This is a genomic window from Aureimonas pseudogalii, from assembly GCF_014196835.1.
Lineage (GTDB): Bacteria > Pseudomonadota > Alphaproteobacteria > Rhizobiales > Rhizobiaceae > Aureimonas > Aureimonas pseudogalii.
In genome coordinates this window covers 184,863-208,697 of record NZ_JACIEK010000003.1, presented here as the reverse complement: position 1 = coordinate 208,697, position 23,835 = coordinate 184,863, and the positions used below count along the sequence as shown (strand labels likewise).

Annotated in this window: 20 protein-coding genes; 8 read left to right on the top strand and 12 right to left on the bottom strand. The window is 68.4% G+C overall.

Features of this window, described 5'->3' with window-relative positions:
* Nucleotides 1–39 precede the first annotated feature (39 nt).
* From GGR04_RS09380 to GGR04_RS09370, 3 genes are all read left to right on the top strand, one after another.
* Nucleotides 40–1,023 (top strand): ABC transporter permease, encoded by a 984-nt coding sequence (locus GGR04_RS09380; RefSeq protein WP_183199594.1) that lies wholly within the window; start codon nt 40–42, stop codon nt 1,021–1,023.
* A gap of 73 nt (nt 1,024–1,096) precedes the next feature.
* Nucleotides 1,097–2,101, top strand: coding sequence for a zinc-binding alcohol dehydrogenase family protein (locus tag GGR04_RS09375; protein ID WP_183199593.1), 1,005 nt, complete (start codon nt 1,097–1,099; stop codon nt 2,099–2,101).
* Nucleotides 2,102–2,264: 163 nt separating this feature from the next.
* A complete protein-coding gene (locus tag GGR04_RS09370; RefSeq protein WP_183199592.1) occupies nt 2,265–2,639 on the top strand; it encodes a response regulator in 375 nt (124 codons plus the stop codon).
* Nucleotides 2,640–2,660: 21 nt separating this feature from the next.
* Here the strand turns inward: GGR04_RS09370 and GGR04_RS09365 are convergent, their stop codons facing one another.
* The 4 genes from GGR04_RS09365 to GGR04_RS09350 are packed head-to-tail and all read right to left on the bottom strand — an operon-like array spanning nt 2,661 to nt 7,487.
* A complete protein-coding gene (locus GGR04_RS09365; RefSeq protein ID WP_183199591.1) occupies nt 2,661–4,358 on the bottom strand; it encodes an AMP-binding protein in 1,698 nt (565 codons plus the stop codon).
* Nucleotides 4,355–5,272 (bottom strand): 3-hydroxyisobutyrate dehydrogenase, encoded by a 918-nt coding sequence (gene mmsB / locus GGR04_RS09360; RefSeq protein ID WP_183199590.1) that lies wholly within the window; start codon nt 5,270–5,272, stop codon nt 4,355–4,357. The genes GGR04_RS09365 and mmsB overlap by 4 nt, the downstream gene beginning before the upstream one ends.
* Nucleotides 5,269–6,342, bottom strand: a complete 1,074-nt coding sequence (locus tag GGR04_RS09355) for an enoyl-CoA hydratase/isomerase family protein (protein ID WP_183199589.1) — start codon at nt 6,340–6,342, stop codon at nt 5,269–5,271. The genes mmsB and GGR04_RS09355 overlap by 4 nt, the downstream gene beginning before the upstream one ends.
* A complete protein-coding gene (locus tag GGR04_RS09350) occupies nt 6,339–7,487 on the bottom strand; it encodes an acyl-CoA dehydrogenase family protein (protein WP_183199588.1) in 1,149 nt (382 codons plus the stop codon). Before GGR04_RS09350 ends, GGR04_RS09355 begins: the two co-directional genes overlap by 4 nt.
* Nucleotides 7,488–7,777: 290 nt before the next feature.
* On the opposite strand from GGR04_RS09350, the gene GGR04_RS09345 reads away from it, so the two are divergent.
* Complete coding sequence (locus GGR04_RS09345) at nt 7,778–8,164, top strand: hypothetical protein (RefSeq protein ID WP_183199587.1); 387 nt, start codon at nt 7,778–7,780, stop codon at nt 8,162–8,164.
* A 99-nt stretch (nt 8,165–8,263) separates the two neighbouring features.
* Here GGR04_RS09345 and mce read toward each other — a convergent pair whose 3' ends face one another.
* The 8 genes from mce to GGR04_RS09305 form a co-directional block, all read right to left on the bottom strand.
* Entirely contained in the window at nt 8,264–8,689 is a 426-nt protein-coding gene (gene mce / locus GGR04_RS09340; RefSeq protein ID WP_183199586.1) for a methylmalonyl-CoA epimerase, read from the bottom strand.
* Complete coding sequence (gene scpA, locus GGR04_RS09335) at nt 8,686–10,872, bottom strand: methylmalonyl-CoA mutase (protein ID WP_183199585.1); 2,187 nt, start codon at nt 10,870–10,872, stop codon at nt 8,686–8,688. The genes mce and scpA overlap by 4 nt, the downstream gene beginning before the upstream one ends.
* Nucleotides 10,869–12,251, bottom strand: coding sequence for a methylmalonyl-CoA mutase family protein (locus GGR04_RS09330; protein ID WP_183199584.1), 1,383 nt, complete (start codon nt 12,249–12,251; stop codon nt 10,869–10,871). Before GGR04_RS09330 ends, scpA begins: the two co-directional genes overlap by 4 nt.
* 29 nt (nt 12,252–12,280) lie before the next feature.
* On the bottom strand, nt 12,281–14,296 hold the full coding sequence (locus GGR04_RS09325; protein WP_183199583.1) for an acetyl-CoA carboxylase biotin carboxylase subunit: 2,016 nt from the start codon (nt 14,294–14,296) through the stop codon (nt 12,281–12,283).
* Between the two features lie 31 nt (nt 14,297–14,327).
* A complete protein-coding gene (locus tag GGR04_RS09320) occupies nt 14,328–15,854 on the bottom strand; it encodes an acyl-CoA carboxylase subunit beta (RefSeq protein ID WP_183199582.1) in 1,527 nt (508 codons plus the stop codon).
* 173 nt (nt 15,855–16,027) lie between these two features.
* Nucleotides 16,028–16,582, bottom strand: a complete 555-nt coding sequence (locus GGR04_RS09315; RefSeq protein ID WP_183199581.1) for an SIS domain-containing protein — start codon at nt 16,580–16,582, stop codon at nt 16,028–16,030.
* Between the two features lie 13 nt (nt 16,583–16,595).
* Nucleotides 16,596–17,891 (bottom strand): L-rhamnose catabolism isomerase, encoded by a 1,296-nt coding sequence (gene rhaI, locus GGR04_RS09310; RefSeq protein WP_183199580.1) that lies wholly within the window; start codon nt 17,889–17,891, stop codon nt 16,596–16,598.
* A gap of 97 nt (nt 17,892–17,988) precedes the next feature.
* Entirely contained in the window at nt 17,989–20,091 is a 2,103-nt protein-coding gene (locus GGR04_RS09305) for a bifunctional rhamnulose-1-phosphate aldolase/short-chain dehydrogenase (protein WP_183199579.1), read from the bottom strand.
* A gap of 202 nt (nt 20,092–20,293) precedes the next feature.
* Between GGR04_RS09305 and GGR04_RS09300 the strand changes: the two genes are divergently transcribed.
* From GGR04_RS09300 to GGR04_RS24415, 4 genes are read left to right on the top strand one after another with little or no spacing between them, the layout of a single operon-like run.
* Complete coding sequence (locus GGR04_RS09300; protein ID WP_183199578.1) at nt 20,294–21,085, top strand: DeoR/GlpR family DNA-binding transcription regulator; 792 nt, start codon at nt 20,294–20,296, stop codon at nt 21,083–21,085.
* Nucleotides 21,086–21,096: 11 nt separating this feature from the next.
* Nucleotides 21,097–21,411 carry an L-rhamnose mutarotase gene (locus GGR04_RS09295; RefSeq protein WP_183199674.1) on the top strand — a complete coding sequence of 105 codons (315 nt, stop codon included), beginning with the start codon at nt 21,097–21,099 and terminating at the stop codon, nt 21,409–21,411.
* Nucleotides 21,412–21,420: 9 nt separating this feature from the next.
* Nucleotides 21,421–22,836 carry an FGGY-family carbohydrate kinase gene (locus GGR04_RS09290; protein ID WP_246393039.1) on the top strand — a complete coding sequence of 472 codons (1,416 nt, stop codon included), beginning with the start codon at nt 21,421–21,423 and terminating at the stop codon, nt 22,834–22,836.
* On the top strand, nt 22,833–23,831 hold the full coding sequence (locus GGR04_RS24415) for an AraC family transcriptional regulator (RefSeq protein ID WP_183199576.1): 999 nt from the start codon (nt 22,833–22,835) through the stop codon (nt 23,829–23,831). Before GGR04_RS09290 ends, GGR04_RS24415 begins: the two co-directional genes overlap by 4 nt.
* The last annotated feature ends 4 nt before the right edge of the window (nt 23,832–23,835 follow it).

The window sequence follows — 23,835 nt, the reverse complement described above, 5'->3', positions numbered from 1 at the left end:
GCCCGTTTTCTTCGTCGCGCCAACGCACCGAGGCGATCCATGACCATCGAGAGCAACAACGCCGACACGCTCGCCAAGGCCGTTCGGCCGAGGCGAAACTTCGGTTTCCTCTTCGCCTTGACCCTTCTCGGGCTTCTCGTGGCGTTGTGGGTCTTCCTCGCCTTCGCGACGCCGACCTTCGCCACCGGCAACAACGTGACGAACCTGCTGCGGCAGGGCTCGATGATCGCGATCCTGGCGATCGGACAGACCTTCGTCATCATCACCTCCGGCATCGACCTTTCGGTCGGCGCTGTGGTCGGCTTCTCCACCACCGTCATCGCCTACCTGCTGCAGGCCGGCTTCCCGGTGTGGGCCTCGGTGATTCTGACGCTGGTGATGGGCCTCGCCATCGGCATGTTCCACGGCTTCGGCATCGTGCGGATGGGGCTACCGCCCTTCATCATCACGCTGGCGACGCTGACGGCGCTGCGCGGCATCGGCCTCGTCATCACCAACGGCTCGACGATCTCGATCACCAATCAGGCCTTCAACGAGTTCTCGCGCAACAGCTTTCTCGGCATCCCCAACCTGTTCTGGATGGTGATCCTCGTCGCCGTGCCGGCCTTCGTCTTCCTCCATATGAGCCGCTGGGGCCGCTACCTCTTCGCCGTCGGCTCCAACGCGGAGGCGGCTCGCCTTTCCGGCGTCAACGTGCCGAAAATGATCTATCTCGCCTACTCGTTGTCGGCGATCTGCGCCGCCTTCGTGGGCGTGCTCCTCGCCGCGCGCATCGGCGTCGGCAACGCCACGCAGGCCGAGGGCTGGGAACTCCAGGCCATCGCCTCCTCGGTCATCGGCGGAACCAGCCTCTTCGGCGCCGTCGGGTCGATCCACGGCCCGCTGATCGGAGCGTTCATCCTCGCCACCATCAACAACGGCGCCAACCTCTTGAACGTCAACTCGTTCTGGCAGCGCATCATCACCGGCGGGCTGATCATCGTGATCGTCTATTTCGACCAGTTGCGTCGCCGCCGTCAGTAGCGGCCAGATCGGCCCGACCCTCCGAAGGCCGGCCCGAGCGGCCGGTCTTCATCGCTTGTCCAAGGGAATTCGCATGAGAGCCGTCGTCTGCACCGCCCCCGGCCATCTCGAACTGACGACGCGGCCCGACCTCGCGCCGCCGGCGGAAGGCTGGGTCGCCGTCGATATCCGCCATGTCGGAATCTGCGGCACCGACTATCATATCTTCGAGGGCAAGCACCCGTTCCTCGCCTATCCTCGCGTGATCGGGCACGAACTGTCGGGCGTTACCGTGACGGCGGGTGCATCGATCGCCGCCGGCACACCGGTCATCGTCAATCCCTACCTCGCCTGCGGGCGATGCGCCGCCTGCCTCAAGGGCAAGCCCAATTGCTGCATGGCGATCGAGGTGCTCGGCGTCCATCGTGACGGCGGTCTGTGCGACCGAATCCACGTGCCCGAGGGCAATCTGTTTCCGGCCGATGGGATCTCGCTGCGCGACGCCGCGATGGTCGAGTTCCTCGCCATCGGCGCCCATGCCGTGCGCCGTTCCGGCCGCACCGCCGGCTCGGCCCTCGTGGTCGGCGCCGGCCCGATCGGGATCGGCGTCGCGATCTTCGCCCGGCTGGCCGGGCTCGACGTGACGATGATGGACACGAGCGACGAGCGTCTCGCCTTCATGGCGGATGCGCTCGGCTTCCCGTCGCATCTGAAAGCCGGACCGGAGCGCAACCGCTCGGTCGCCGACGTCACGGCGGGCGACGGGTTCGACGTAGTGTTCGACGCCACAGGCAACGGCGCCTCGATCCAGGACGGCATCGTCGATGTCGCCCATGGCGGCGTCTACGTGCTCGTGAGCGTGGTGAAGGACGCGATCAGCTTCGCCGACCCCGAGTTCCACAAACGTGAAATGCAACTCATCGCCAGCCGAAACGCACTGCGCGAGGATTTCGAGACCGTCGTCTCGGCGATCCGCAACGGCGACGTGCGAACTGACCGCCTCGCGACCCACAGCGCCACACTGGACGAAGCCCCGGCCGGGATCGAACGCTGGGCGCATGACAAGGCAGGGCTGGTCAAGGCCATCATCGATCTCTGATCGGCGAGCGAACTATCTCTCCTCAACGGGACTTGATCGCGTTCGGGCTTCGACAAGGTTGTTCTGCGAGGATGATCGGTGGAAAGAATGCAACGGCGATGGCACCCTTTCGCCGTGCCATGCGTTCCATCGTCGGTATTGCGTAACTCGAGGATCCCATCGCATGGTGAATGGCAAGGGACTGGCCGGAAAGAAGGTTCTCGTCGTCGAGGACGAATTTCTGGTCGCGCTCGACCTCGAGACCGAGTTGGAGGAATACGGCGCCGACGTGACCTGCGTCAGCACGCTGTCGCAGGCGAAGGGGATCGCGGAGCGAGGGGGCTTCGACGCGGCCGTCCTCGACCTCAATCTGCATGGCGAACCGTCCTATCCCGTCGCCGACCTTCTCCGCGACCGATCGGTCCCGTTCCTCTTCCATACCGGCCAAGGCGAGAAGTCCGATCTCATGCGCCGCTACCCTGGCGTCGTCGTTTGCAACAAGCCCTGCGACGGCCAGCGCCTCGCCGCCAACCTGCGCGACGTCATCGAACGCAACTGAAGATCGAAATCACCGCCGGCCTCATGCCGGGGCGACGTCCTTCTCGGTGAAGTGCGCGAGGACGGTGCCGTCGCCCGGTAGCCGTCCCCCATCCTGCTTTCGCAGTTCCACTCGTCGGATCTTTCCGGATACGGTCTTTGGCAGCTCGGTGACGAAGACGATGTCGCGGATACGCTTGAACGGCGCCAGTCGCTGCGCTGCGTGCTCGAAGATGGACCGAGCCGTCGCGAGATCGGCGACGCGATCGGCCGCTAGGGCCACGAAGGCGCGGGGCACTGCGAGGCGCAAGGCATCCGGCAGTGGTACCACCGCCGCCTCCCGCACCGCTTCATGCTCCACGAGAACGCTTTCCAGCTCGAACGGGCTGATCCGGTAGTCCGACGACTTGAAGACGTCGTCGGCACGACCGACGAAGGTGACGCTGCCGGCGGCGTCTCGAAAAGCGACGTCGCCGGTGTGGTAGTAGTCGCCATCGGCGCCGGCGAGAACGCCGCCGTCGCGTAGGTAGCCCGCCATCAGGCCGGCGGGCCGCTCACCCGTCAGACGCAGGCAGACCTCGCCCTCGGGCGCCGGCCGGCCGTCGGCATCCAGCAGTTCGATCTCGTATCCCGGTAGCGGTCGACCCATCGAGCCGGGAATGCCGGCCGAACCCGGCGTGTTGGCGATCTGTGCCGTGGTCTCGGTCTGGCCGTAGCCGTCGCGGATCGTCAGGCCCCAGGCGTCGCGCACGCGCTCGATCACCTCCGGGTTCAGCGGCTCGCCGGCCCCGCAGACCTCGCGCAGCGTCTGCGGAACGGCGTCGAGATCCTCCTGCACGAGATGACGCCAGACGGTGGGCGGAGCACAGAGCGTCGTGATCTCCAGCACCGAGAGCTGGCCGAGAAGGGCTCGGGCGTCGAAGCGGGGCTGGTTGACGATCACCACCGTAGCGCACGCATTCCAGGGTGCGAAGAACGAACTCCAGGCGTGCTTGGCCCAGCCCGGCGACGACACGTTGAGATGCCGGTCGCCGGGGCGAAGACCCAGCCAGTACATCGTGGAGAGCGAGCCCACCGGATAGGAGCGGTGCGTGTGGAGCACGAGCTTGGGCTTGGCGGTGGTGCCGGACGTGAAATAGAGGAGCAGCGGGTCGTCGGGTCCGGTCGGCCCGTCCGGCTCGAAACGGCTGTCGCAGCCGTCGCGATCGGCGAGCCGCGCCCAGCCGGCGAGCGGCGCGGCACCGCAGAGGATGCGGATGCCCTCGAACCCCGCTGCGTCGAGCTTGGGTGCCTGCGACGCGTCGGTGACGACTGCGCGTACCGCGCCGCGCTCGATGCGATCGCGTAGCTCCTCCGGGGTCAGAAGAACCGTTGCGGGAATGACCACGACGCCCAACTTGAAGGCACCGAGCATCGTCTCCCACAGGGCCACCTCGTTGCCGAGAAGCAGCAGGAGGCGGTCGCCGCGCACGAGCCCCAGCGATCGCAGATGGTTCGCGGTGCGGCTGGACCGCTCGGAGAGATCGGCGAAGCTGTAGTAAGAGTCGGTGCAGCCTTGTGGATCGACGATGCGAAGGGCTGCCTGATCGCGGGTCTCGGGGTCGCGCGCGAGATGGGCGTCGAACCAATCGAGCGCCCAGTTGAAAGCAACCGGATCGGGCCAACGGAAGCCCGCACGGGCGGCTTCGTAATCCGTGCGGTGCGCCAGCAGGAAGTCGCGGGCGGTTCGGAAGTCGTTCATCGCGCCGTCCCTTGCGTTTCGGGCGCCGACCGAGCCCGCAGGAATTCCACCATGGCCGAGAAGTCGCGCCCACCTTCTCCGGCTTCGACAAGCGCCGCGTAAAGATCCAGCGCCGCTCGCCCGAGAGGCGTCTCGGCGCCCGCGTCGCGCGCCGCTTCCTGCGCGAGCGTCAGGTCCTTCGTCATCAGTGCCGACGCGAAGCCCGGCCGGTAGTCGTTGTTGGCGGGCGAGGTCGGCACCGGCCCGGGAACCGGGCAGTAGGTGCTGAGCGACCAGCACTGGCCGGACGAGGTGGACGCGACGTCGAACAATGCCTGATGCGAAAGCCCGAGCTTCTCGGCGAGCACGAAGGCCTCGCAGACGCCGATCATCGAGATGCCCAAGAGCATGTTGTTGCAGATCTTGGCCGCCTGCCCCGAGCCGCCGGCGCCGCAGGGGACGATACGCCGCCCCATGCGCTCCAACAGCGGCATCGCCTGCGACACCGCAGCCTCGGTGCCGCCGAGCATGAAGGTGAGCGTCGCGGCCGCGGCACCGCCCGTGCCGCCGGAGACCGGCGCATCGACCGACAGAAGGTCGCACGCGGCGGCCCGCTCGTGAAGCAGCCGAGCGCTGGCGATGTCGATGGTGGAACAGTCGAGATGCAGCGCGCCCGCGGGCAGAAGCGATGCCGCCTCCTCGAACACTGCCAAGACGTGCCGACCGGCCGGCAGCATGGTGACGAGCGTGCCCGCGCCGTCGAGCGCCTCGGCCAGCGAGCTTGCGACGTCGACGCCGCCGGCGCGGGCCGCCTCGCAGGCTGCCGGCGAGAGATCGAAGCCACGAACGTCCCACCCGGCGCGAACGAGGTGGCCGATCATCGGCGCTCCCATGTTGCCGAGGCCGACGAAGGCCACCCGTGCCGTGTCGCTCATGCGTCCTGTCCTTCTGCGTGTCGGCGGTCGAAATCGTCGAGGAAGGCGTCCCAGTCGGCCGCCCTTTCCGGCGTCCACGGTGCCCAGCGGGGATCGCGGTCCTTGTCGATCAGCGCGGCGCGCACGCCCTCGCGAAAGTCGGCCTCGCGGTGAATGCGCAGCGCCGACGCCAGCTCGCGCTCGAGGCAGGCCGCGAGGTCGGGCGAGCGAGCGCCTCGCTCCAGCAGGTGGCGCGTGACATAAAGGCTGGCCGGCGAGCGCGTCGCGAGCGTCGCCAGCGTCTCGCGCGCGAAGGGGCGATCGTCGGCACGCAGCCGCTCCATGATCGTCTCGAGCGATCCGTCGGCGAACGCCGCGGCGATGAGGGCGCGCGCGTCTCGCAGCCGTCCGGCCGGCGCGGGCAAAGCCTCGCTCACGATCGCCGCCCCGACCTCTGCGCTGCCGACGCCGAGCGGCAGCTCCGAGAGCGCAGTGCGAAGAGCAGAGAGGCGATCGGCCGACACCATCGCATCGGCCAGTCCGGCAAGGATCGCATCGTCGGCGTTCACCGTCTCGCCGGTCAACGCCAACCAATCGCCGATCCGGTCGGGCGCCTGCGGCAGACGCCAGGTCGCGCCGACGTCCGGGAGAAAGCCGATGCCGGTCTCAGGCATGGCGAGGCGCGTCCGCTCGGTGACGACGCGGTGCGAGGCATGCATGGCGAGGCCGACGCCGCCCCCCATCACGATGGCGTCCATCAGCACCACGACGGGCTTGGCGAATGCCTCGATGCGTCGAAGAAGGTCGTATTCGGCTCGCCAGAAGGGTTCGGCGATCTCCTCGCCCGACGCCAGCCCCTGCGCGATGGCGCGAATGTCGCCGCCGGCGCAGAAGGCCCGTTCGCCCGCGCCGGCGAGAATGACCAAGGCGATGGACGAATCGTTCTCGGCGAGACTGAAGGCGCGATCGAGCGCCTCGATCATCTCGAGGTTCAGCGCGTTCAGCGCCTGCGGGCGGCGCAGCTCGACATGAAGAGCATGGCCGGTTCGCGACACCGAAACGGACGCCGGCATGTCCGGCGACGTCGTCATAGCCGGTTCTCCAAAAGCCGGCGGGCGACGATGACGCGCATGATCTCGTTGGTTCCCTCCAGGATCTGATGCACACGGAGATCCCTGACGATCTTCTCGATCCCGGTGTCGTGCAGGTAGCCATAGCCGCCATGCAGTTGCAGCGCCTCGTTGGCCACCGCGAAGCCGGCATCGGTGACGAAGCGCTTGGCCATGGCGCAGAGCATGGTCGCCTGCGCCTCGCCGGCGTCGAGCGAAGCGGCGGCGCGCCAGAGAATGGAGCGGGCCACCTCCAGTTCGGTCGCCATGTCGGCGACGCGGAACTGCAGGGCCTGGTAGCTGTCGAGCGGCTGGCCGAATGCCCGCCGTTCGCGCAGGTACAGCAAGCTGCGCTCCAACGCGTCCGTGGCGCCGCCGAGCGAGCAGGCGGCGATGTTGAGCCGCCCGCCGTCGAGACCGCTCATGGCGATGCGGAAGCCCTCGCCTTCGGCGCCCAGACGGTTGGCGACGGGCACGCGGCATCCGTCGAAGATCACAGCGCGGGTCGGCTGGGCGTTCCAGCCCATCTTGCGCTCCACCTTGCCGAACGACAGGCCGGGGGCGTCGGCCGGAACGAGCACGGTGGAGATACCACGTGGGCCGGCCTCGCCGGTGCGCACCATCGCCACGTAGGCGTGCGCCACGCCCGCGCCGGAGATGAACTGCTTGGCGCCGTCGATCCGGTAGTCCTCGCCCTCGCGCACCGCCCTCGTGGTCAGGGCCGCGGCGTCCGAACCCGATCCCGGTTCGGTCAGCGCGTAGGCTGCGATCGCGTCCATCCGGCAGAGCGACGGCACCCAGGTTTCCCGCAAGGCGGGCGAACCGAACCGGTCGATCATCCAGGTCGCCATGTTGTGGATCGACAGGAAGGCGGCCACCGTCGGGCAGCCGGTCGCCAGCGCCTCGAAGATCAATGCCGCGTCGAGACGCGACAAGCCGGACCCACCGAACGCCTCGCCGACATAGATTCCGCCCATGCCGAGCCCGGCGGCCGTGCGCAGGGTCTCCACCGGAAAGGTGCACTCGCGGTCCCATTCGAGCGCGAACGGTGCGATGCGCTCATTCGCGAAGTCACGCGCCATGTCGCGAATGGCCACCTGCTCGTCGGCCAGCGAGAACGCCGTCATCCGTTTCCTCCCGGCCATCGCACGCCAGCTTCTACGGCCGGTCGGTCGATGTGATTCGATATTCAGACTATCGGGGACTTGCCGCCGTTGCCAGCGAACGATCCGCCTCCTTCTTGGTCTCGAAGAGGGGTCGCGATCACCATCCGGCGATGTCCGGTAAAACTCATCAAGAAAGATGGCACACGACCGGAACTTCCCGTTCATGTGCGTGTTGAGAGGCATCACAGCTTGCGAAACGAGTAGAACGGTTCGCGGATGTGCCAACGCCATTCACCGTTCAGGAGTATCTCATGACCCGCATCGCACTGGCAGCCGCCGCTTCGCTTTCGCTCCTCGTCTCGTCGGTCGCGTTCGCGCAGACCGCCCCAACCGCGACGACCGGCGCAGCCACCCCCACCGTTCCCGTTCCCGGCAACAACTCGTCGATCGACAGCACCATGCCGGCCGCAGCCGCCAGCACTGTCATTACGACCACCGACGCGCCGAGCGTCACGAATGGTCAGAGCACGAGCGCCGTGCCGGTCCCCGGCAACAATTCGGGCATCGACAGCACCATGCCGGCAGCCGCCGCCAGCACGGTCGTGACGAATTCGGACGCCGCGAAGGTGCCGACGAACATGCAGTCGCCCGTTCCCGGCACCAAGGCTGGTGAGACCGCCATCGCGCCTGCCAAGTAACGATCTCAATCCTATGACGATGGGCGTCGCCTTCTGGCGGCGCCTATTTTTTTGCTGGCAACTCGCCGTGTTCCCGGATCCGACGGCGAGCCGTCGCCCTCAAACCTCAGCCGCCGGACGAGCCCGCTCTTCGATTTCGATGAGCGTTCCCCCACAATCCTTGGGGTGAAGGAAGACGACGGGAAGCCCGTGCGCCCCGGTCTTGGGACGACCGTCGCCGAGAATGCGGATGCCACGTTCAACCAACTGGACGAGCGCCGCGTCGAGATCGTCCACCTCGTAGCAGACGTGGTGAAGGCCCCCTGTCGGTTGCCGCAGCAGGAAGTCGGCCAGCGGCGATGCCTCGCCGAGCGGCGTCACCAGTTCGATCCGGGAATTGTCGAGGAGAACGAAGGCGACACTGACGCCATGCTCGGGTAGCGGCTGAACGCCGGAGACGGTGGCACCCAGAATGTCGCGATAGAAGGCGATGCCCCTCGTCAAGTCGGGAACGGCGATCGCGACATGGTTGAGACAGCCGATCATGCCTTGCCCTCCGGTACGGCTTCGTAGGCGTCCGGCGACTTCTGGCGAAAGCCGAGATGGACCTGCAGACGTTCGAGAAGGTCCACGGCCGATCGGGCGATCGGCGTTCCCGGCGGAACGATCAGCACCGCACCCGCTTTCCGCAGCACCTCGTAGTCGCCCTCCGGCACCACCCCGCCGACGACGATGAGGATGCGTCCGCCGCCGCGCCGCTCCAGCGCCTCGCGAAGCGCGGGCACGAGCGTCAGATGCCCCGCCGCGAGCGACGAGACGCCGACCACATGCACGGCCTCGTCGACCGCTTGCGCCGCCGTTTCCTCGGGTGACTGAAACAGAACGCCGGCCACGACCTCGAAGCCGAGATCGGCAAAGGCGGAGGCCACGACCTTCTGGCCCCGGTCGTGACCGTCCTGCCCCATTTTCGCGACGAGAATCTTCGGCTGGCGCCCTTCGGCCTCGCGGAAGGCCCGCGTCAGGTCTTCGGCTCGCGCGACCGCGACGTCTCCCGCCGGCATGGCCGCGCGATAGAGACCCGCCTGCAGCTCGACCGTTGCGGAATGGCGACCCCAGACGCTCTCGATCGCCGCCGACATCTCGCCGACGCTGGCATGGGCACGGGCCGCCTCCACCGCCAGAGCCAGTAGATTGCCACCGCCCTCCCGCGCACCGGCCGCCAGCCGTTCGAGGGCTGGACCGACTGCGCTCTCGTCGCGCTCATGGCGCAGTTGCGCGAGCTTGGCGAGTTGCGCGGCGCGCACGGCGGAATTGTCGACCTTGAGCGTCTCGATCGGGTCGCTCCCCTCCGGCGCATAGCGATTGACCCCGACCACCACCTGCTCGCCGCCGTCGATCCGGGCCTGCGTGCGTGCGGCCGCCTCCTCGATACGACGCTTTGGCAACCCTGCCTCGATCGCGTTCGCCATGCCGCCGAGCGCCTGGATCTCGGCGAGATGGGTGCGCGCCCGCGCCGTCAGCTCGGCGGTGAGCGATTCCAGATAGAAGGACCCGCCCCAGGGATCGATGATCCGGGTCGTGCCGCTCTCGCGCTGCAGCAGGATCTGCGTGTTGCGGGCGATGCGGGCGGAAAATTCGGTCGGCAGAGCCAGAGCCTCGTCGAGCGCGTTGGTGTGGAGAGACTGCGTGCCGCCGGCGGTCGCCGCCATCGCCTCCACGGTGGTTCGCGCGACGTTGTTGAAGACGTCCTGCGCCGTCAGCGACCAGCCGGATGTCTGCGAATGCGCGCGCAGGGCCCGGCTCTTCTCGCTCAACGGCGAAAAGGCGCCGACGAGCTCACTCCAGAGGAGGCGCGCCGCCCGCAGCTTGGCGACCTCCATGAAGAAGTTGGTGGAGATCGCCCAGAAGAACGAAAGGCGCGGCGCAAAGGCGTCGATGTCGAGGCCGGCCGCGAGACCTGCGCGAATGTACTCGACCCCGTCGGCGAGCGTGTAGGCGAGTTCGAGGTCGGCCGTCGCCCCGGCCTCCTGCATATGGTAGCCGGAGATCGAGATCGAATTGAAGCGCGGCATATGCTCGGCCGTGTAGGCGAAAATGTCCCCGACGATCCGCATCGACCCCGCCGGGGGGTAGATGTAGGTGTTGCGGACCATGAACTCCTTGAGAATGTCGTTCTGGATGGTGCCCGACAGGCGCTCCGGCGCGACGCCCTGTTCCTCGCCCGCCACGATGTAGAGCGCGAGGATCGGCAGCACCGCGCCGTTCATCGTCATCGACACGCTCATCTCGCCAAGCGGGATGCCGTCGAAGAGCTGGCGCATGTCGAGGATGGAGTCGATCGCGACGCCGGCCATGCCGACGTCGCCGGCGACGCGACGATGATCGGAATCGTAGCCCCGGTGCGTCGGAAGGTCGAAGGCGACCGACAGGCCTTTCTGGCCGGCCGCGAGATTGCGCCGGTAGAAGGCGTTCGACGCTTCGGCCGTCGAGAAGCCGGCATATTGCCGGATCGTCCAGGGCTGGTTGACGTACATGGTGGGATAGGGGCCGCGCAGGAACGGCGCGAGACCGGGCCTGCCAAGTGGGGGCGTGCCGGCGCGGTCCGCCTCGCCATAGGCGGGGCGCAGCGCGATGCCCTCCGGCAGCGGAACCGGATCGCCCTGCGGCAGAGGCACGGACGCTTCGGAAGGCGGGAGCGACCAGCGGGAAAAGTCCGGAATGCGGCTCATGACGAGTTCTCCCCTCCGCCATTCGGCGTCGGTTGCGCTAGATTCTCGTCGCGGCACGGCGGCCATGGATCGGCGTCCGCAGGGTCGGATCTCACGACGTCGAGGATGCCGGCCGGACGCTCGACTGCGGGCGGAAACAGCGTGACGCCGAGAAGAACGCGCGATCCCGCCGCGAACTCCGCCGCCCGCCGCGCGCGGCTTACCGCCAGACGCTGGCTCCAAGCTTCGCGAGCGTTGGCCCTGCCGAGGCCGCCGCCCTGCTCGATCTCGTTGAGGATCGCCGTCGCCCGCTCGGCCAGCGACTGAGTCAATGCCTCGAACGCTCCCGAGCCGGCCGCGGGATCGCCGACCACGGCCAGCCGGCATTCGTCGACGAGAATGTGCTGGAGGTTGCGCGCGAGCCGGCGGGCGAACGCGTCGGGAAGCCCCGCCGCCGCCGAATGCGGCAGCAGCGAGAGGGCATCGGCGCCGCCCATGCCTGCCGAGAAACCTGCAAGCGTCAGCCGGAGCAGGTTGGTCTCGCCGTCGCGCGTCGTCATCATCCGGCGTGAGGAGCGCGCGTCGAGACGAAGCGGGCGAGGCACCAGCCCGCAGGCGGTCTCCACGCCGGCCCAGACCTGCCGCAGGGCCCGCAGCTTGGCGATGCCGAGGAACTGGTCCTGATCGACCGCCAGGCGAAAATCGAGCGCGGCATTCGCCGCCTCCAACGGCATCCCGGCCGCCTCCAGCATGCGAAGGCCGCAGAGCGCGCTGGAAACCGCCGCCGCGATCTCCTCGGCCTCGGTCGCGCCGGCCTCGTGATGCCGCGCCCCGTCGGCGCGTAGGAGCCCGTTCGCGAATCCATCCTCGTAAAGCCGCCGCGCGAGCATGGCGATCCCGTCCTCGGAAGAGAGCGGATCGAGGCCGAACCGAATGTCGAGCCGGTCCGGCGTCAGCCGCCGCTCCGCTGCGAGCGACCGCAAGGCCTCGACCGTCTCGCGCGCACCACCCGGCGCGGGGTCCAACGCCAGCGACACGAGATCGAGTTCGACACCGGCCATGGCTCCAGCCAGGGCGTCCGCATCGCGAAGGCCGAAGCCGAAGCTGCCCGGCGCGCCGGCGAACACCACGTTCAGCCCGTCTGCGCCGCCTTCGAGATCGGCGAGCGCCAGTTCGTTGGCCGGGCCCGCCTCGGGATGATCGACGCGCTGGACGATGCGCCAAGGGCGATCCGTCCGCTGGCGAAAGGCGCGCGGGCCCGGCGAGACAGTTGGGTAGAGCGGCTCGATGCGCAGATCGTCGGCGGTCCGCGAGACCAGCACCTCATCGAACGAAGCGCCCTTCAGCACCCGCTCGACGCTGGCGCGCCATCGACGGTCGAGATCCGGTTCGTCCTGCATTCGGCCCTCCCTACCGTTTCCCCGACGCGTCAAGCGAAGTCGAGGATCGCTTCGTCCACCGCCAGCACGTCGCCCTCGCGAACATGGACCTTCGCGACCACGCCGTCGCGCTCGGCGCGCAGCAGGTTCTCCATCTTCATCGCCTCCACGACGGCCAGCGCGTCTCCGTTGCGCACGGCCTGGCCTTGCGTGACGAAGATGGAGCGCACGAGACCGGGCATCGGGCAGAGCAGGTGCTTCGACAGGTCGGGCGCGAGCTTCACCGGCATCAGCGCTGCCAGCTCGGCATGGCGGGGCGTCAGCATGCGCAGCTCGGCACTGAAGCCGCCATGCGACAGCGCCACGCCGTTGAGGATCGGGCGGACCTGCATCGCGACCTCCTCTCCGTCGATCGTGCCGCGCCAGACGGGCTCGCCCGGTCGCCAGGTAGAGCGCAGGCGCATCGACGCCGCGCCGTCTGTGATCACTTCGCATTCGCTCCCCTCGCCGTCGTCGCGCCAGACGACGCCGACGGGATGCGGGTCCAGCCCGACGAACACAACCTTTTCCTGCCGCGCGTCGTCGATTGCACGAGGGCGCAGTTGGCCCGACAAGCCGTGCGCCCGCCGCTGAAGTTGTCCGTCGATCGCAGCGGCGACCGCCAGGAAGGGCGCGAGCGCCTCGCCGTACGGTACTGCCTCCGCGAACCCCTCCGGGTAGGCCTCGGCAATGAGGGCCGTCGACAGTCGGCCCGAACGCCACCTCTCGTTGGCCATGAGCGCCGAGAGAAACGGAATATTGTGGCGGATGCCTCGCAAGGCGAAGCCGTCGAGCGCCTGCGCCTGCGCCCTCACCGCTTCGGCTCGGCTCGGTGCGTGGGTGACCAGCTTGGCGATCATCGGGTCGTAATGGACCGAAATCTCGCCGCCCTCCTCGACGCCCGTATCGATGCGAACCGTGACGCCCTCCGTCGTGCCCTCCTCAGGCGGGCGGTACGTCACCAGCCGGCCGGTGGAGGGCACGAAGCCACGTGAGGGGTCTTCGGCATAGACGCGCGATTCGACGGCCCAGCCATCGAGCCGCACGTCCTCCTGCCGGAGCGTCAGCCGCTCGCCGGCGGCGACGCGGATCATCTGCTCCACGAGGTCGATGCCGGTGACGAGCTCGGTCACGGGATGCTCGACCTGCAGCCGGGTGTTCATCTCGAGGAAGTAGAAGCTCTTGTCCTGGCCCGCGACGAACTCGACCGTGCCGGCCGAATCGTAGCCGACCGCCTGTGCCAGCGCGACCGCCTGCCGGCCCATGCGCTCGCGCGTTTCGGGGTCGAGCAGCGGCGACGGCGCCTCCTCCAGCACCTTCTGGTTGCGCCGCTGCACCGAGCATTCGCGCTCGCCGAGATGGATGACATGCCCGTGCTTGTCGCCGAGCACCTGGATCTCGATGTGGCGGGGGTCGGTGATGAACTTCTCGACGAACACCCGGTCGTCGCCGAACGAGGACGCCGCCTCCGAGCGCGCCCGCTCGAAGCCCTCGCGCACCTCGCTGCGCGAATGGGCGATGCGCATCCCCTTGCCCCCGCCCCCGGCGGACGCCTTGATCATCACGGGATAGCCGATCTCGTCGGCGATACGTTCGGCCTCGTCGGCACTTTCGATGACGCCGATATGGCCCGGCACGGTCGAGACGCCCGCCGCCTTCGCTGCGAGCTTAGACTGGATCTTGTCGCCCATGGCGGCGATCGCATGCGGGTTCGGCCCGATGAAGGCGATGCCGGCGGCGGCGAGCGCCTCGGCGAAGGCCGCGCGCTCCGACAGGAAGCCGTAGCCGGGATGCACCGCCTCGGCCCCCGTGGCGCGGCTGGCGGCGACGATCTTGTCGATCACGAGATAGCTCTCGGCCGCGGCGGCCGGGCCGATCGCCACGGCTTCGTCGGCCATGCGCACGTGCAGCGCGCCGGCATCGGCCTCGGAATGGACGGCGACGGTGGCGATGCCCATGCGACGCGCGGTCTTGACGATGCGGCAGGCGATCTCGCCGCGATTGGCGATCAGGATCTTGGAGAACACGGGCGTCAGGTCTTTCGCTCGAGCGCGAGGGTCACAGCGGGATGTTGTCGTGCTTGCGCCACGGCTGCTCGGAGGCCTTACCGCGCAGCATCGCCAGCGCCCGCGCCACCCGCCGCCGGGTGGAATGCGGCAGGATCACCTCGTCGACATAGCCGCGCTCGGCGGCGACGAAGGGCGACATGAAGCGGTCTTCATATTCCTTGGTCTGGCGCGCGATCGTCTCGGCGTCGCCGCCGCGGAAGATGATCTCGACGGCGCCCTTGGCCCCCATCACCGCGATCTGCGCCGTGGGCCATGCATAGTTCACGTCGGCGCCGATATGCTTGGAGGCCATCACGTCGTAGGCACCGCCATAGGCCTTGCGGGTGATGATCGTGACCAGCGGCACGCTCGCCTGACTGTAGGCGAAGAGCAGCTTGGCGCCGTGCTTGATCAGCCCGCCATATTCCTGCGCGGTGCCGGGCAGGAAGCCGGGCACGTCGACGAAGGTGACGATCGGGATCTCGAAACAGTCGCAGAAGCGCACGAAGCGCGCCGCCTTGCGCGAGGCGTCGTAATCGAGAACGCCGGCCAGCACGGTCGGCTGGTTGGCGACGACGCCGACCGTTCGCCCCTCCAGCCGGATGAAGCCGGTCACGATGTTGCGGGCGAAATCGGCCTGGATCTCGAAGAAGTCGCCCTCGTCGGCGACCTTCAGGATCAGTTCCTTCATGTCGTAGGGCTTGTTGGCGCTATCGGGCACGAGCGTGTCGAGCGAGGCCTCGTGCCGCGAGGCCAGATCCGCCGTCGGCCATTCCGGCACGCCCGAGCGGTTGTTGGCGGGCAGGAAATCGACAAGCCGGCGCATCTGCAGCAACGCCTCGACGTCGTTCTCGAAGGCGCCGTCGGCGATCGCGGATTTGGTCGTGTGGACGCGGGCGCCGCCGAGATCCTCGGCCGTGACGCTCTCGTTCGTCACGGTCTTCACCACATCCGGTCCGGTCACGAACATGTAGCTGGTGTCGCGCACCATGAAGATGAAGTCGGTCATGGCCGGTGAATAGACGTCGCCGCCCGCGCACGGCCCCATGATCACCGAGATCTGCGGGATGACGCCGGAAGCTTCCACGTTGCGCCGGAAGATCTCGGCATAGCCGCCGAGCGCGGCGACGCCCTCCTGGATGCGCGCGCCGCCGGCGTCGTAGAGACCGATGATCGGCGCGCGGGCGCGCAGCGCCATGTCCTGGATCTTCTGCACCTTCTCGGCATGCGCCTCCGAAAGCGAGCCGCCGAAGACGGTGAAATCCTTCGCGAAGACGAAGACGAGACGGCCGTTGATGGTGCCCCAGCCGGTGACGACGCCGTCGCCGGGAATCTTCTGCCGCTCCATGCCGAAATCGGTGGAGCGATGCTCCACGAACATACCGAATTCCTCGAAGGAGCCGGGGTCGAGCAGCAACTCGATGCGCTCACGCGCCGTCAGCTTGCCCTTGGCGTGCTGCGCGGCGACGCGCCGCTCGCCGCCGCCGAGCCGCGCCTGTGCACGCCGCTCCGCCAGCCCCTCGATCACAGTCCGCATGCACTGCTCCCGGCTTCGGCCCGAACGCTCAGCGTGTTCCCGCCGGTGTCGTCCACACCTCGGAATCGATCGATTCCACATCGCTGGCGGAAGACAAGCACCCCGCGCGCGATTTGCAAAGCCCGCTTCGAACGGATGGTCGGGTCAGCGAACCAGACGCGCTCGCCCGCACCTCATTCCATGTTGGTGTGATTGGCGCGCATGGCCTCCGGCGACACAGCCAGCCGCTCCTTCAGCTTGAGGATCATCACCTCGAACAGCACGAACAGAGCGCCCTCGAAGAGCGAGCCCATCGGCAGAACGGAACTCGCGGCCGGCCCCTGATCGTCGGCCATGGTCTGCGCGGGAATGGTCACGACGTGGTCGGCCATGCCGGGCACGCGCCCGCCCGGCTGCGCCGTGACGACGACGACCCTGGCGCCCGCGGCCTTCGCGACGCCCACCAGAGCGACGGCGGTGGAGATCTCGCCGGGGCCGCAGACCACGAAGAAGACGTCGCCCTCACTGAGCGCCGGCATGGTCATGTCGCCGACGACCCCGACCTGTCGGCCGAGATGGAAGAGGCGCATGGCGAAGCCCTTGACGGCCAAGCCCTCGCGCCCGCCGGCATAGACGCCGACGCGGCGCGCCGCGGTCACCATGCGGCACGCCTCGTCCACCGACGCGTCGTCGATCCCGTCCATGGCGCGGCCGAGTTCGTCGAGCGCCGTGCGGTAGAGCGTGGTCATCGGGTGGTCTCCGTCAAACGATGCCGCCGCCCGAACCCTTCACGGCCGGCCGCTCGCCCGCCACCTTGGCGCGGTAGCCGCTGGCGCGGAAGGCCGCGATCGGATCGATGGCGCCGCCGGCTTCCAGCCGCGCCTTGGCGAGGATCGGCTCGACGTCGAGCCGGAAGCCCGCCTTCAGCGTCTCCGACGCCATCATCGCGTCGTTGTTCTCCTGATGGCCGTGCAACGCCGCGCGGTCCACCAGCAGCGCCTGCGCGTAGGCGCGGCGGATCTCGTTGGCCGAGCGGATCAGGCTCTCGATGGGGTCGGTGACGTTGTGCGACTGGTCGATCATGTAGGAGGGGTTCAGCGCGTCGAGCCGGACGCCGGCCTCCACCAGTTCGTTGAAGACGAGGAAGAGGCGGAACGGATCGATCGTCCCGGCATCGAGATCGTCGTCGCCATATTTCGAATCGTTGAAGTGGAAGCCACCGAGCTTGCCGGTGCGCACCAGCCGCGAGACGATCTGCTCGATGTTGACGTTCGGCGCATGGTGGCCGAGATCGACGAGGCAGAAGGCCTTGTCGCCGAGCTCCACCGCGGTCAGGTAGCTCGTGCCCCAGTCCTGCACCACCGTCGAGTAGAAGGCCGGCTCGTACATCTTGTGCTCGGAGAAGATGCGCCAGTCCGCCGGCAGGCCGCGGGTGATCTCCTTCATCGCGCCGAGATAGCGCTCGAAGGCTCGGCCGAGATCGCTCTGGCCGGCGAAGTTGGAGCCGTCGCCGATCCAGACCGTCAGCGCCTTGGAGCCGATGGCCTCGCCGATCGCGACCGTCTCGAGATTGTGCTCCACCGCCTGCCGGCGCACGGCGGCGTCGGTGTGCGACAGGGAGCCGAACTTGTAGGAGAGCGGCTGACGCGGATCGTCCGGGTGGTCCTGAAACGTGTTGGAGTTCATCGCGTCGAAGGCGAGTCCGAGCGCCTCGGCCTTCGCCTTGAGATCGGCCGGATCGGCCTTGTCCCACGGGATGTGCAGCGAGACGGCGGGCGTCGCGCGGCCGAGATCGTTGATGACGGCGCAGTCGTCGAGCTTCTCGAAGATGCCGCGCGGCTCGCCGGGGCCGGGGAAGCGGGCGAAGCGCGTGCCGCCCGTGCCGACGCCCCAGGAGGGCACCGCCACGGCGAAGGCCGCGACCTGGCGCGTCACCGCGTCGATCGAGACGCCGCGACGATCGAGCTTCTCGCCGAGCGTGGCGTAATCGCGATCGAGCGTCTCGCGCAGCGGCGCGTTGTGTCGTTCGATCAGGCCGGAATCGATCGAAGATGGCATGGCAGTGCTCCCGGAAACGATGGGGAAGGCATCGAGCCTTCCATGGCGACGCCCTCTCCCTTTCCGGCTGGAAAGGAAGAGCGGCCGCAGGCGTCGATCAGCGCGTGAACGAGATCGGGTTGCCGGCGTCGACGTTGATGATGTTGCCGGTGGACTTGGCCGAGAGGTCGCTCGCCAGGAAGTAGACGGCCTCGGCGATGTCCTCGGGGAAGACCGAGCGCTTCAGCATCGAGCGATTGCGGTAGTGCTCCTCGAGCTGATCGGTCTGCAGCCTGGAGGAGGCTGCGCGCTGCTCGCGCCACTCGCCGCTCCAGATCTTCGAGCCGCGCAGCACCGCGTCCGGGTTCACAGTGTTGACGCGGATGCCGGCCTCCGCCCCCTCCAGCGCGAGGCAGCGCGCGAGATGGATCTCGGCGGCCTTCGCCGTGCAATAGGCGGCGGCGCCGGCCGAGGCCGCGAGACCGTTCTTCGAGGCGATGAACACCACCGCGCCGCCGAGCTTCTGGCGCCGGAAGAGGCGGAAGGCCTCGCGCGAGACGAGGAAGTAGCCGGTGGCGAGAATGTCGATGTTGCGGTTCCAGACCTCCAGCGTCGTCTCCTCGATCGGCGAGGCCGAGGCGATGCCGGCATTGGAGACGAGGATGTCCAGCCCACCGAACTCGGCCACCGTCTCCGCGAAACCGCGCTCCACCGCGCTCTCGTCCGTGACGTTGACCACGACGCCGCGCACCTGATCGGCGCCGAACCCCTGGGCGAACTCGGTTACCGCGCCGTCGAGCGCGCCCTGGTCGATGTCTGCGAGCACCACGCAGGCGCCCTCCTGCAGCAGCCGGCCCGCGGTCGCGCGGCCGATGCCGCCGGCCCCGCCGGTGACGAAGGCGACACGCCCCGCCAGGGCCTTGGGCTTGGGCATGCGCTGCAGCTTGGCCTCTTCGAGCAGCCAGTACTCGATGTCGAAGGCCTCCTGCTCGTCGAGCCCCTGATAGGTGTCGACGCCGGACGCCCCGCGCATCACGTTGATCGCATTGACGTAGAATTCCGAGGCGATGCGCGCGGTCGCCTTGTCCTTGGCGAAGGAGAGCATGCCGACGCCCGGCACGAGATAGATCACGGCGTTGGGATCTCGCATAGCCGGGCTGTTCGCGCGCCGGCAGCGCTCGTAATAGGCGCGATAGCCGTCGCGATAGGTCTCGATGGCGCCGTCGAGGCCGGCGAGAAGCCCGTCGACGTCACCGCTCGCGGGATCGAAGGCGAGCACGAGCGGGCGGATCTTGGTGCGCAGAAAATGGTCGGGGCAGGACGTGCCGAGCACCGCCAGCGGCTCCAGATCGGCCGAACCGACGAATTCGAGCACGGCCGGCGAATCGTCGAAATGGCCGATCTTGCGCTCGTCCATGCCGATGCGCGCGCGGATCTCCGGCATCAGCTTGGCGGCGATGTCACGGCGCGCCGCCGGCTCCAGCGCCTGGACCGTCTCGCCGCCGAAGGCCGTCTTGCCGGCGAGCTGAACGTCGAACCAGGCGATCGCCTTGTTGATGATGCGCAGCGTCGTCTCGTAGCAGTCCTTCGCCGTGTCGCCCCAGGTGAAGAGCCCGTGGCTTTCCAACACGACACCCTTGGCGCCGGGGTTCTCGGCGGCGAACTTCGAGAGGTCGAGACCCAGCTCGAAGCCGGGCCGGCGCCAGGGCAGCCAGCCGATCTCGTCGCCGTAGATCTCCTTGGTGAGTTCGCGCGAGCGCTTGGTCGCGGCGATGGCGATCACCGCGTCGGGATGCATGTGATCGACATGGCGATAGGGCACGTAGGCGTGCAGCGGCGTGTCGATCGAGGCGGCGCGAGGGTTGAGGTCGAAGGTGCAGTGGCTGAGCAGCCCCACCATCTCGTCCTCGTGCTCCAGCCCGCGATATATGCCGCGCAGCGCTTCGAGCTTGTCCTGATAGAGCGTCGCGAAACCGTCGAGCTTCATCGTGCCGACGTCGCCGCCCGAGCCCTTCACCCAGAGCACCGTGACGCTCTCGCCCGTCAGCGGATCGCGCGCCTCGACCTTGGCCGAGGTGTTGCCGCCGCCGTAATTGGTAATGCGCTTGTCGCCGCCGAGAAGGTTGGAGCGGTAGAGCAGCCGCTCCGGCTCGGTCATCGCCGCGGCCTTGGCCTCGTCCCAGCGATTGTCCAAGAGCTTCGTTCCGGGGGTGGCCGACATCGCTTGCGTCCTGAATGGGAGGGAGGCGGGCCGTGACGTCACGTCCCGGTGCCCATTGGGGCCGGACCATCTCGCAGCCGCCGAAACCTGTCAATCGATTTGCTCATTCCCGGTCATGTTGCATCGCATCACGACAATTCATGATCGAACTTGATTGACAGGCCCGCGAGGTTGGCCGACGCTGCGTCTCGGGAGGAACCGGATGCACGAGCGCGAACGCCATCGCATGATCCTGAGCGCCGTGCAGGTGCGCACCGTCGCGACCGTGCAGCAGTTCGCCGAACTGACGGGCGCCTCGGAGGCGACGATCCGTCGCGACATCACCGTGCTCGCGGGGCTGCGCAAGCTGCGCAAGGTGCGCGGCGGCGCTGAGGCGATGACGGCGCCGATGCCCGGCACCGTGGCGGGCGAGGATTTCGGCGCGGCCCGAGGGCGCAACGCCGAGCAGAAGCGCGCCATCGCCCGCGAGGCCGCGCGTCTCTGCGAAGACGGCGACGCGGTGATCCTCAACGGAGGCTCGACGACCTTCGAGATGGTGCACCACCTGACGGCGCTTCGCTTCTCGGTTCTGACGAATTCGTTTCCGATCGCCGACCATCTGCTGCGCCATTCCAAATGCACGGTGCTGCTGCCGGCCGGGACGGTCTATCGCGAGCAGGGGCTGATCCTTTCGCCCTTCGAGGCCGACGGCATCGCGCATTTTCGCGCGCGGCGCATGTTCATGGGCGCGCAGGGCATCTCCGCGGTGGGCATTGCCGAGGCCGACCCGCTGATCGTCCAGTCCGAGCAGCGGCTGATGCGCCAGGCGGACGAACTCGTGCTGCTGGCGGACAGCTCGAAATTCTCCAACCGCTCGTCTTTCGTGATTGCGCCGCTGGAGCGGGCCGACATCCTCGTCACCGACGAGGGAATCAGCGACGCCGACGCCGCCATGGTGGAGGCCGCCGGCGTGACGCTCAAGGTTGCGAGCCGAGAGTCGAGGAACGAAGCATGACGGACGAAACGCTGGAAACCTACGCCTTCCGCATGGTGCTGCATCCCGGCCAGGCCGACGAATACCGGCGCCGCCACGACGCGCTACCGCCCGAGCTCGGCGCCCTGCTGCGCGAGGCCGGGGTGCGCGACTATTCGATCCATCTCGACCCCGAGACGAACCACCTCTTCGCCATCCTGAAGCGCCCGCGCGACCACGCCATGGCCGCCCTGCCCGAGCATCCTGCCATGCAGCGCTGGTGGGCCGCCATGGCGGACATCATGCAGGTGCACCCCGACAACGAGCCGGTTGCCGTGCCGCTCGTGACGCTTTTCCACTTGGCTTGAGAGATGAGCATGCCGCGCCTCGTCGCCGTCGTCGACATCGGCAAGACCAACGCCAAGGTCGCGATCCACGACTTGGTCGGGCAGCGCGACGTCGCCCATCGCTCCACGCCGAACGACGTGTCGAACGACGGCCCCTACCCGCATTTCGATACCGACCGGCTCTTCCGCTTCGTGTGCGACTCGCTGCGCGATCTCGGCCGTGACCACCCGATCGACGCGATCGCGATCACGACGCACGGCGCCTCGGCCGCGCTCGTCGGCGACGACGATCTGGCGCTGCCGATGCTCGACTACGAGCACGATCTCTCGGGGCCGGAGACCGAGGCTTACGAGCGCTTGCGCCCGCCCTTCGCCGAAACCCTGTCGCCGCGCATGGCGAACGGGCTCAACCTCGGCAACCAGATCTACTGGCTGCAGGAGCGCTTTCCCGCCGAGTTCGCCCGCGTGCGCCACATCATGACCTATCCGCAGTACTGGGCGCGACGGCTCACGGGCGTCGCCGCCTTCGAGCCGACCTCGCTCGGCTGCCACACCGATCTCTGGGCGCCGGAGCGCGGCGACTTCTCGATGCTGGTGGACGCGCAGGGTTGGCGGGCGCTGTTCGCGCCGCGCCGCTCCGCCTTCGACGTGCTCGGGTCGCTGAAGGATTCGGTCGCGCGCGAGACCGGGCTGGACGCGCGCGGACTCATCCCGGTCTCCTGCGGCATCCACGATTCCAACGCTTCGCTGCTGCCGCACCTCCTCGCGATGCCGGCGCCGTTCACCGTCGTCTCGACCGGCACCTGGGCCGTCTCCTTCGCCATCGGCGGGCGCACGGCCGGGCTCGACGCGGCGCAGGGAACGCTCGCCAATGTCGACGCCTTCGGCCGGCCCGTCCCCTCCGGGCTCTTCATGGGCGGTCGCGAGTTCGATCTCTTGACCGACCGCGCTCCGGCGACGCCGGGCGAGGCGGACATCGCACACGTGGTCGAGAGCGGCGCGATGGCCCTGCCGAGCTTCGCGCCCGGCAGCGGCCCCTTCCCGTCCGGCGCCGGCCGCTGGACCGTCGCGCCCGAAACGCTGACGGCGCCGGAGCGCACAGTCGTCGCCAGCCTCTACACGGCGCTGATGACCGACACCGTGCTCGGCCTCGTCGGGGCCGACGGGCCGACCATCGTGGAAGGCCCGTTCGCCCGCAACGCGCTCTACGGCCGGGCGCTCGCGATCCTCACCGGGCGCCCGGTGACACCGGCCCTCGGCGGCACCGGCACCAGCGCCGGCGCGGCGCTCCTTGCGCTCGGGCCGCCCGGCGCATCGCCCCTCTCCCGCTCGACGATGGCCCCGGCCTCGGCAGCGCCCGTGATCTACGGCCTCGCGGCCTATGCCCGGCGTTGGCGCGCGTTGGCGGCGCAGGGCGCGGCGCCCGTCGCCGAGGTCGCCTCGTGATCGTCAATCTCGCCCCCCCGCCGCGCCGATCGCCGGAGCGCGCCGCGACGTCCGGCGATCCCGCGCAGGAGGTGGTGATCTGCGGGCCGCGCGAGTCCTTCCGCTGGGCCGTCCACGACTATCCCCATCACCTCGCCAAATGGCACTGCCACCCCGAATACGAGCTGCATCTCGTGCAATCGACGGGCGGCCGGATGATGATCGGCGATCACGTCGGGCCGTTCGAGCCGGGCTGCCTGGTGCTGACGGGCCCGAACCTCCCGCACAACTGGGTGAGCGCCATCGCGCCGGATGTGCGCGTGCGCGACCGCGACATGCTGGTGCAGTTCACCAGCAGCTTTGCCGAGACGCTCGGCTCCGGCTTCGCCGAGTTCGCGGAGATCCGCACGCTCCTCGCCGAAGCCGCGTTCGGCGTCGAGTTCACCGGAGGCACGGCCGAGGCCGGACGCAGGAAACTTTGCGAGATCGGCGAGGCCCACGGAGCGCGGCGCCTCCTCCTGTTCCTCGAGATGATGGCGGATCTCGCGGCGGACCGCAGCGAGCGACGCACGCTCTCGCACTGCGCGCCGGCGCTTGGTCTGCACACGCCCTCGTCCCGGCGTCTGGACCGTGCGATCGCCTTCATCGGCGCCCACTACCTCGACGACCTCGCGCTTCCCGAGGTCGCCGCCGTCTGCAACATGGAGGCGACGGCGTTTTCGCGCTTCTTCAAACGCCAGACCGGGCACAATTTCTCGTTCTTCGTCAACCAGCTTCGCGTGCAACGCGCCTGCACTCTGCTCGCACAAGGCGATCGAACGATCACCGAGATCTGCTACGATGCCGGCTACAACAACACCGCCAACTTCAACCGCCAGTTCACTCTCGTCTGCGGACAGACCCCTTCGGCCTATCGCGAGACGGCACGGGGCATTCGACGCGCCACCGACGTGACAGCCAAGAAAGTTTGGACGATGGCCGCGAAAGGCGTCGCGGCCGGAGCCATCGACGCCTAGCCTC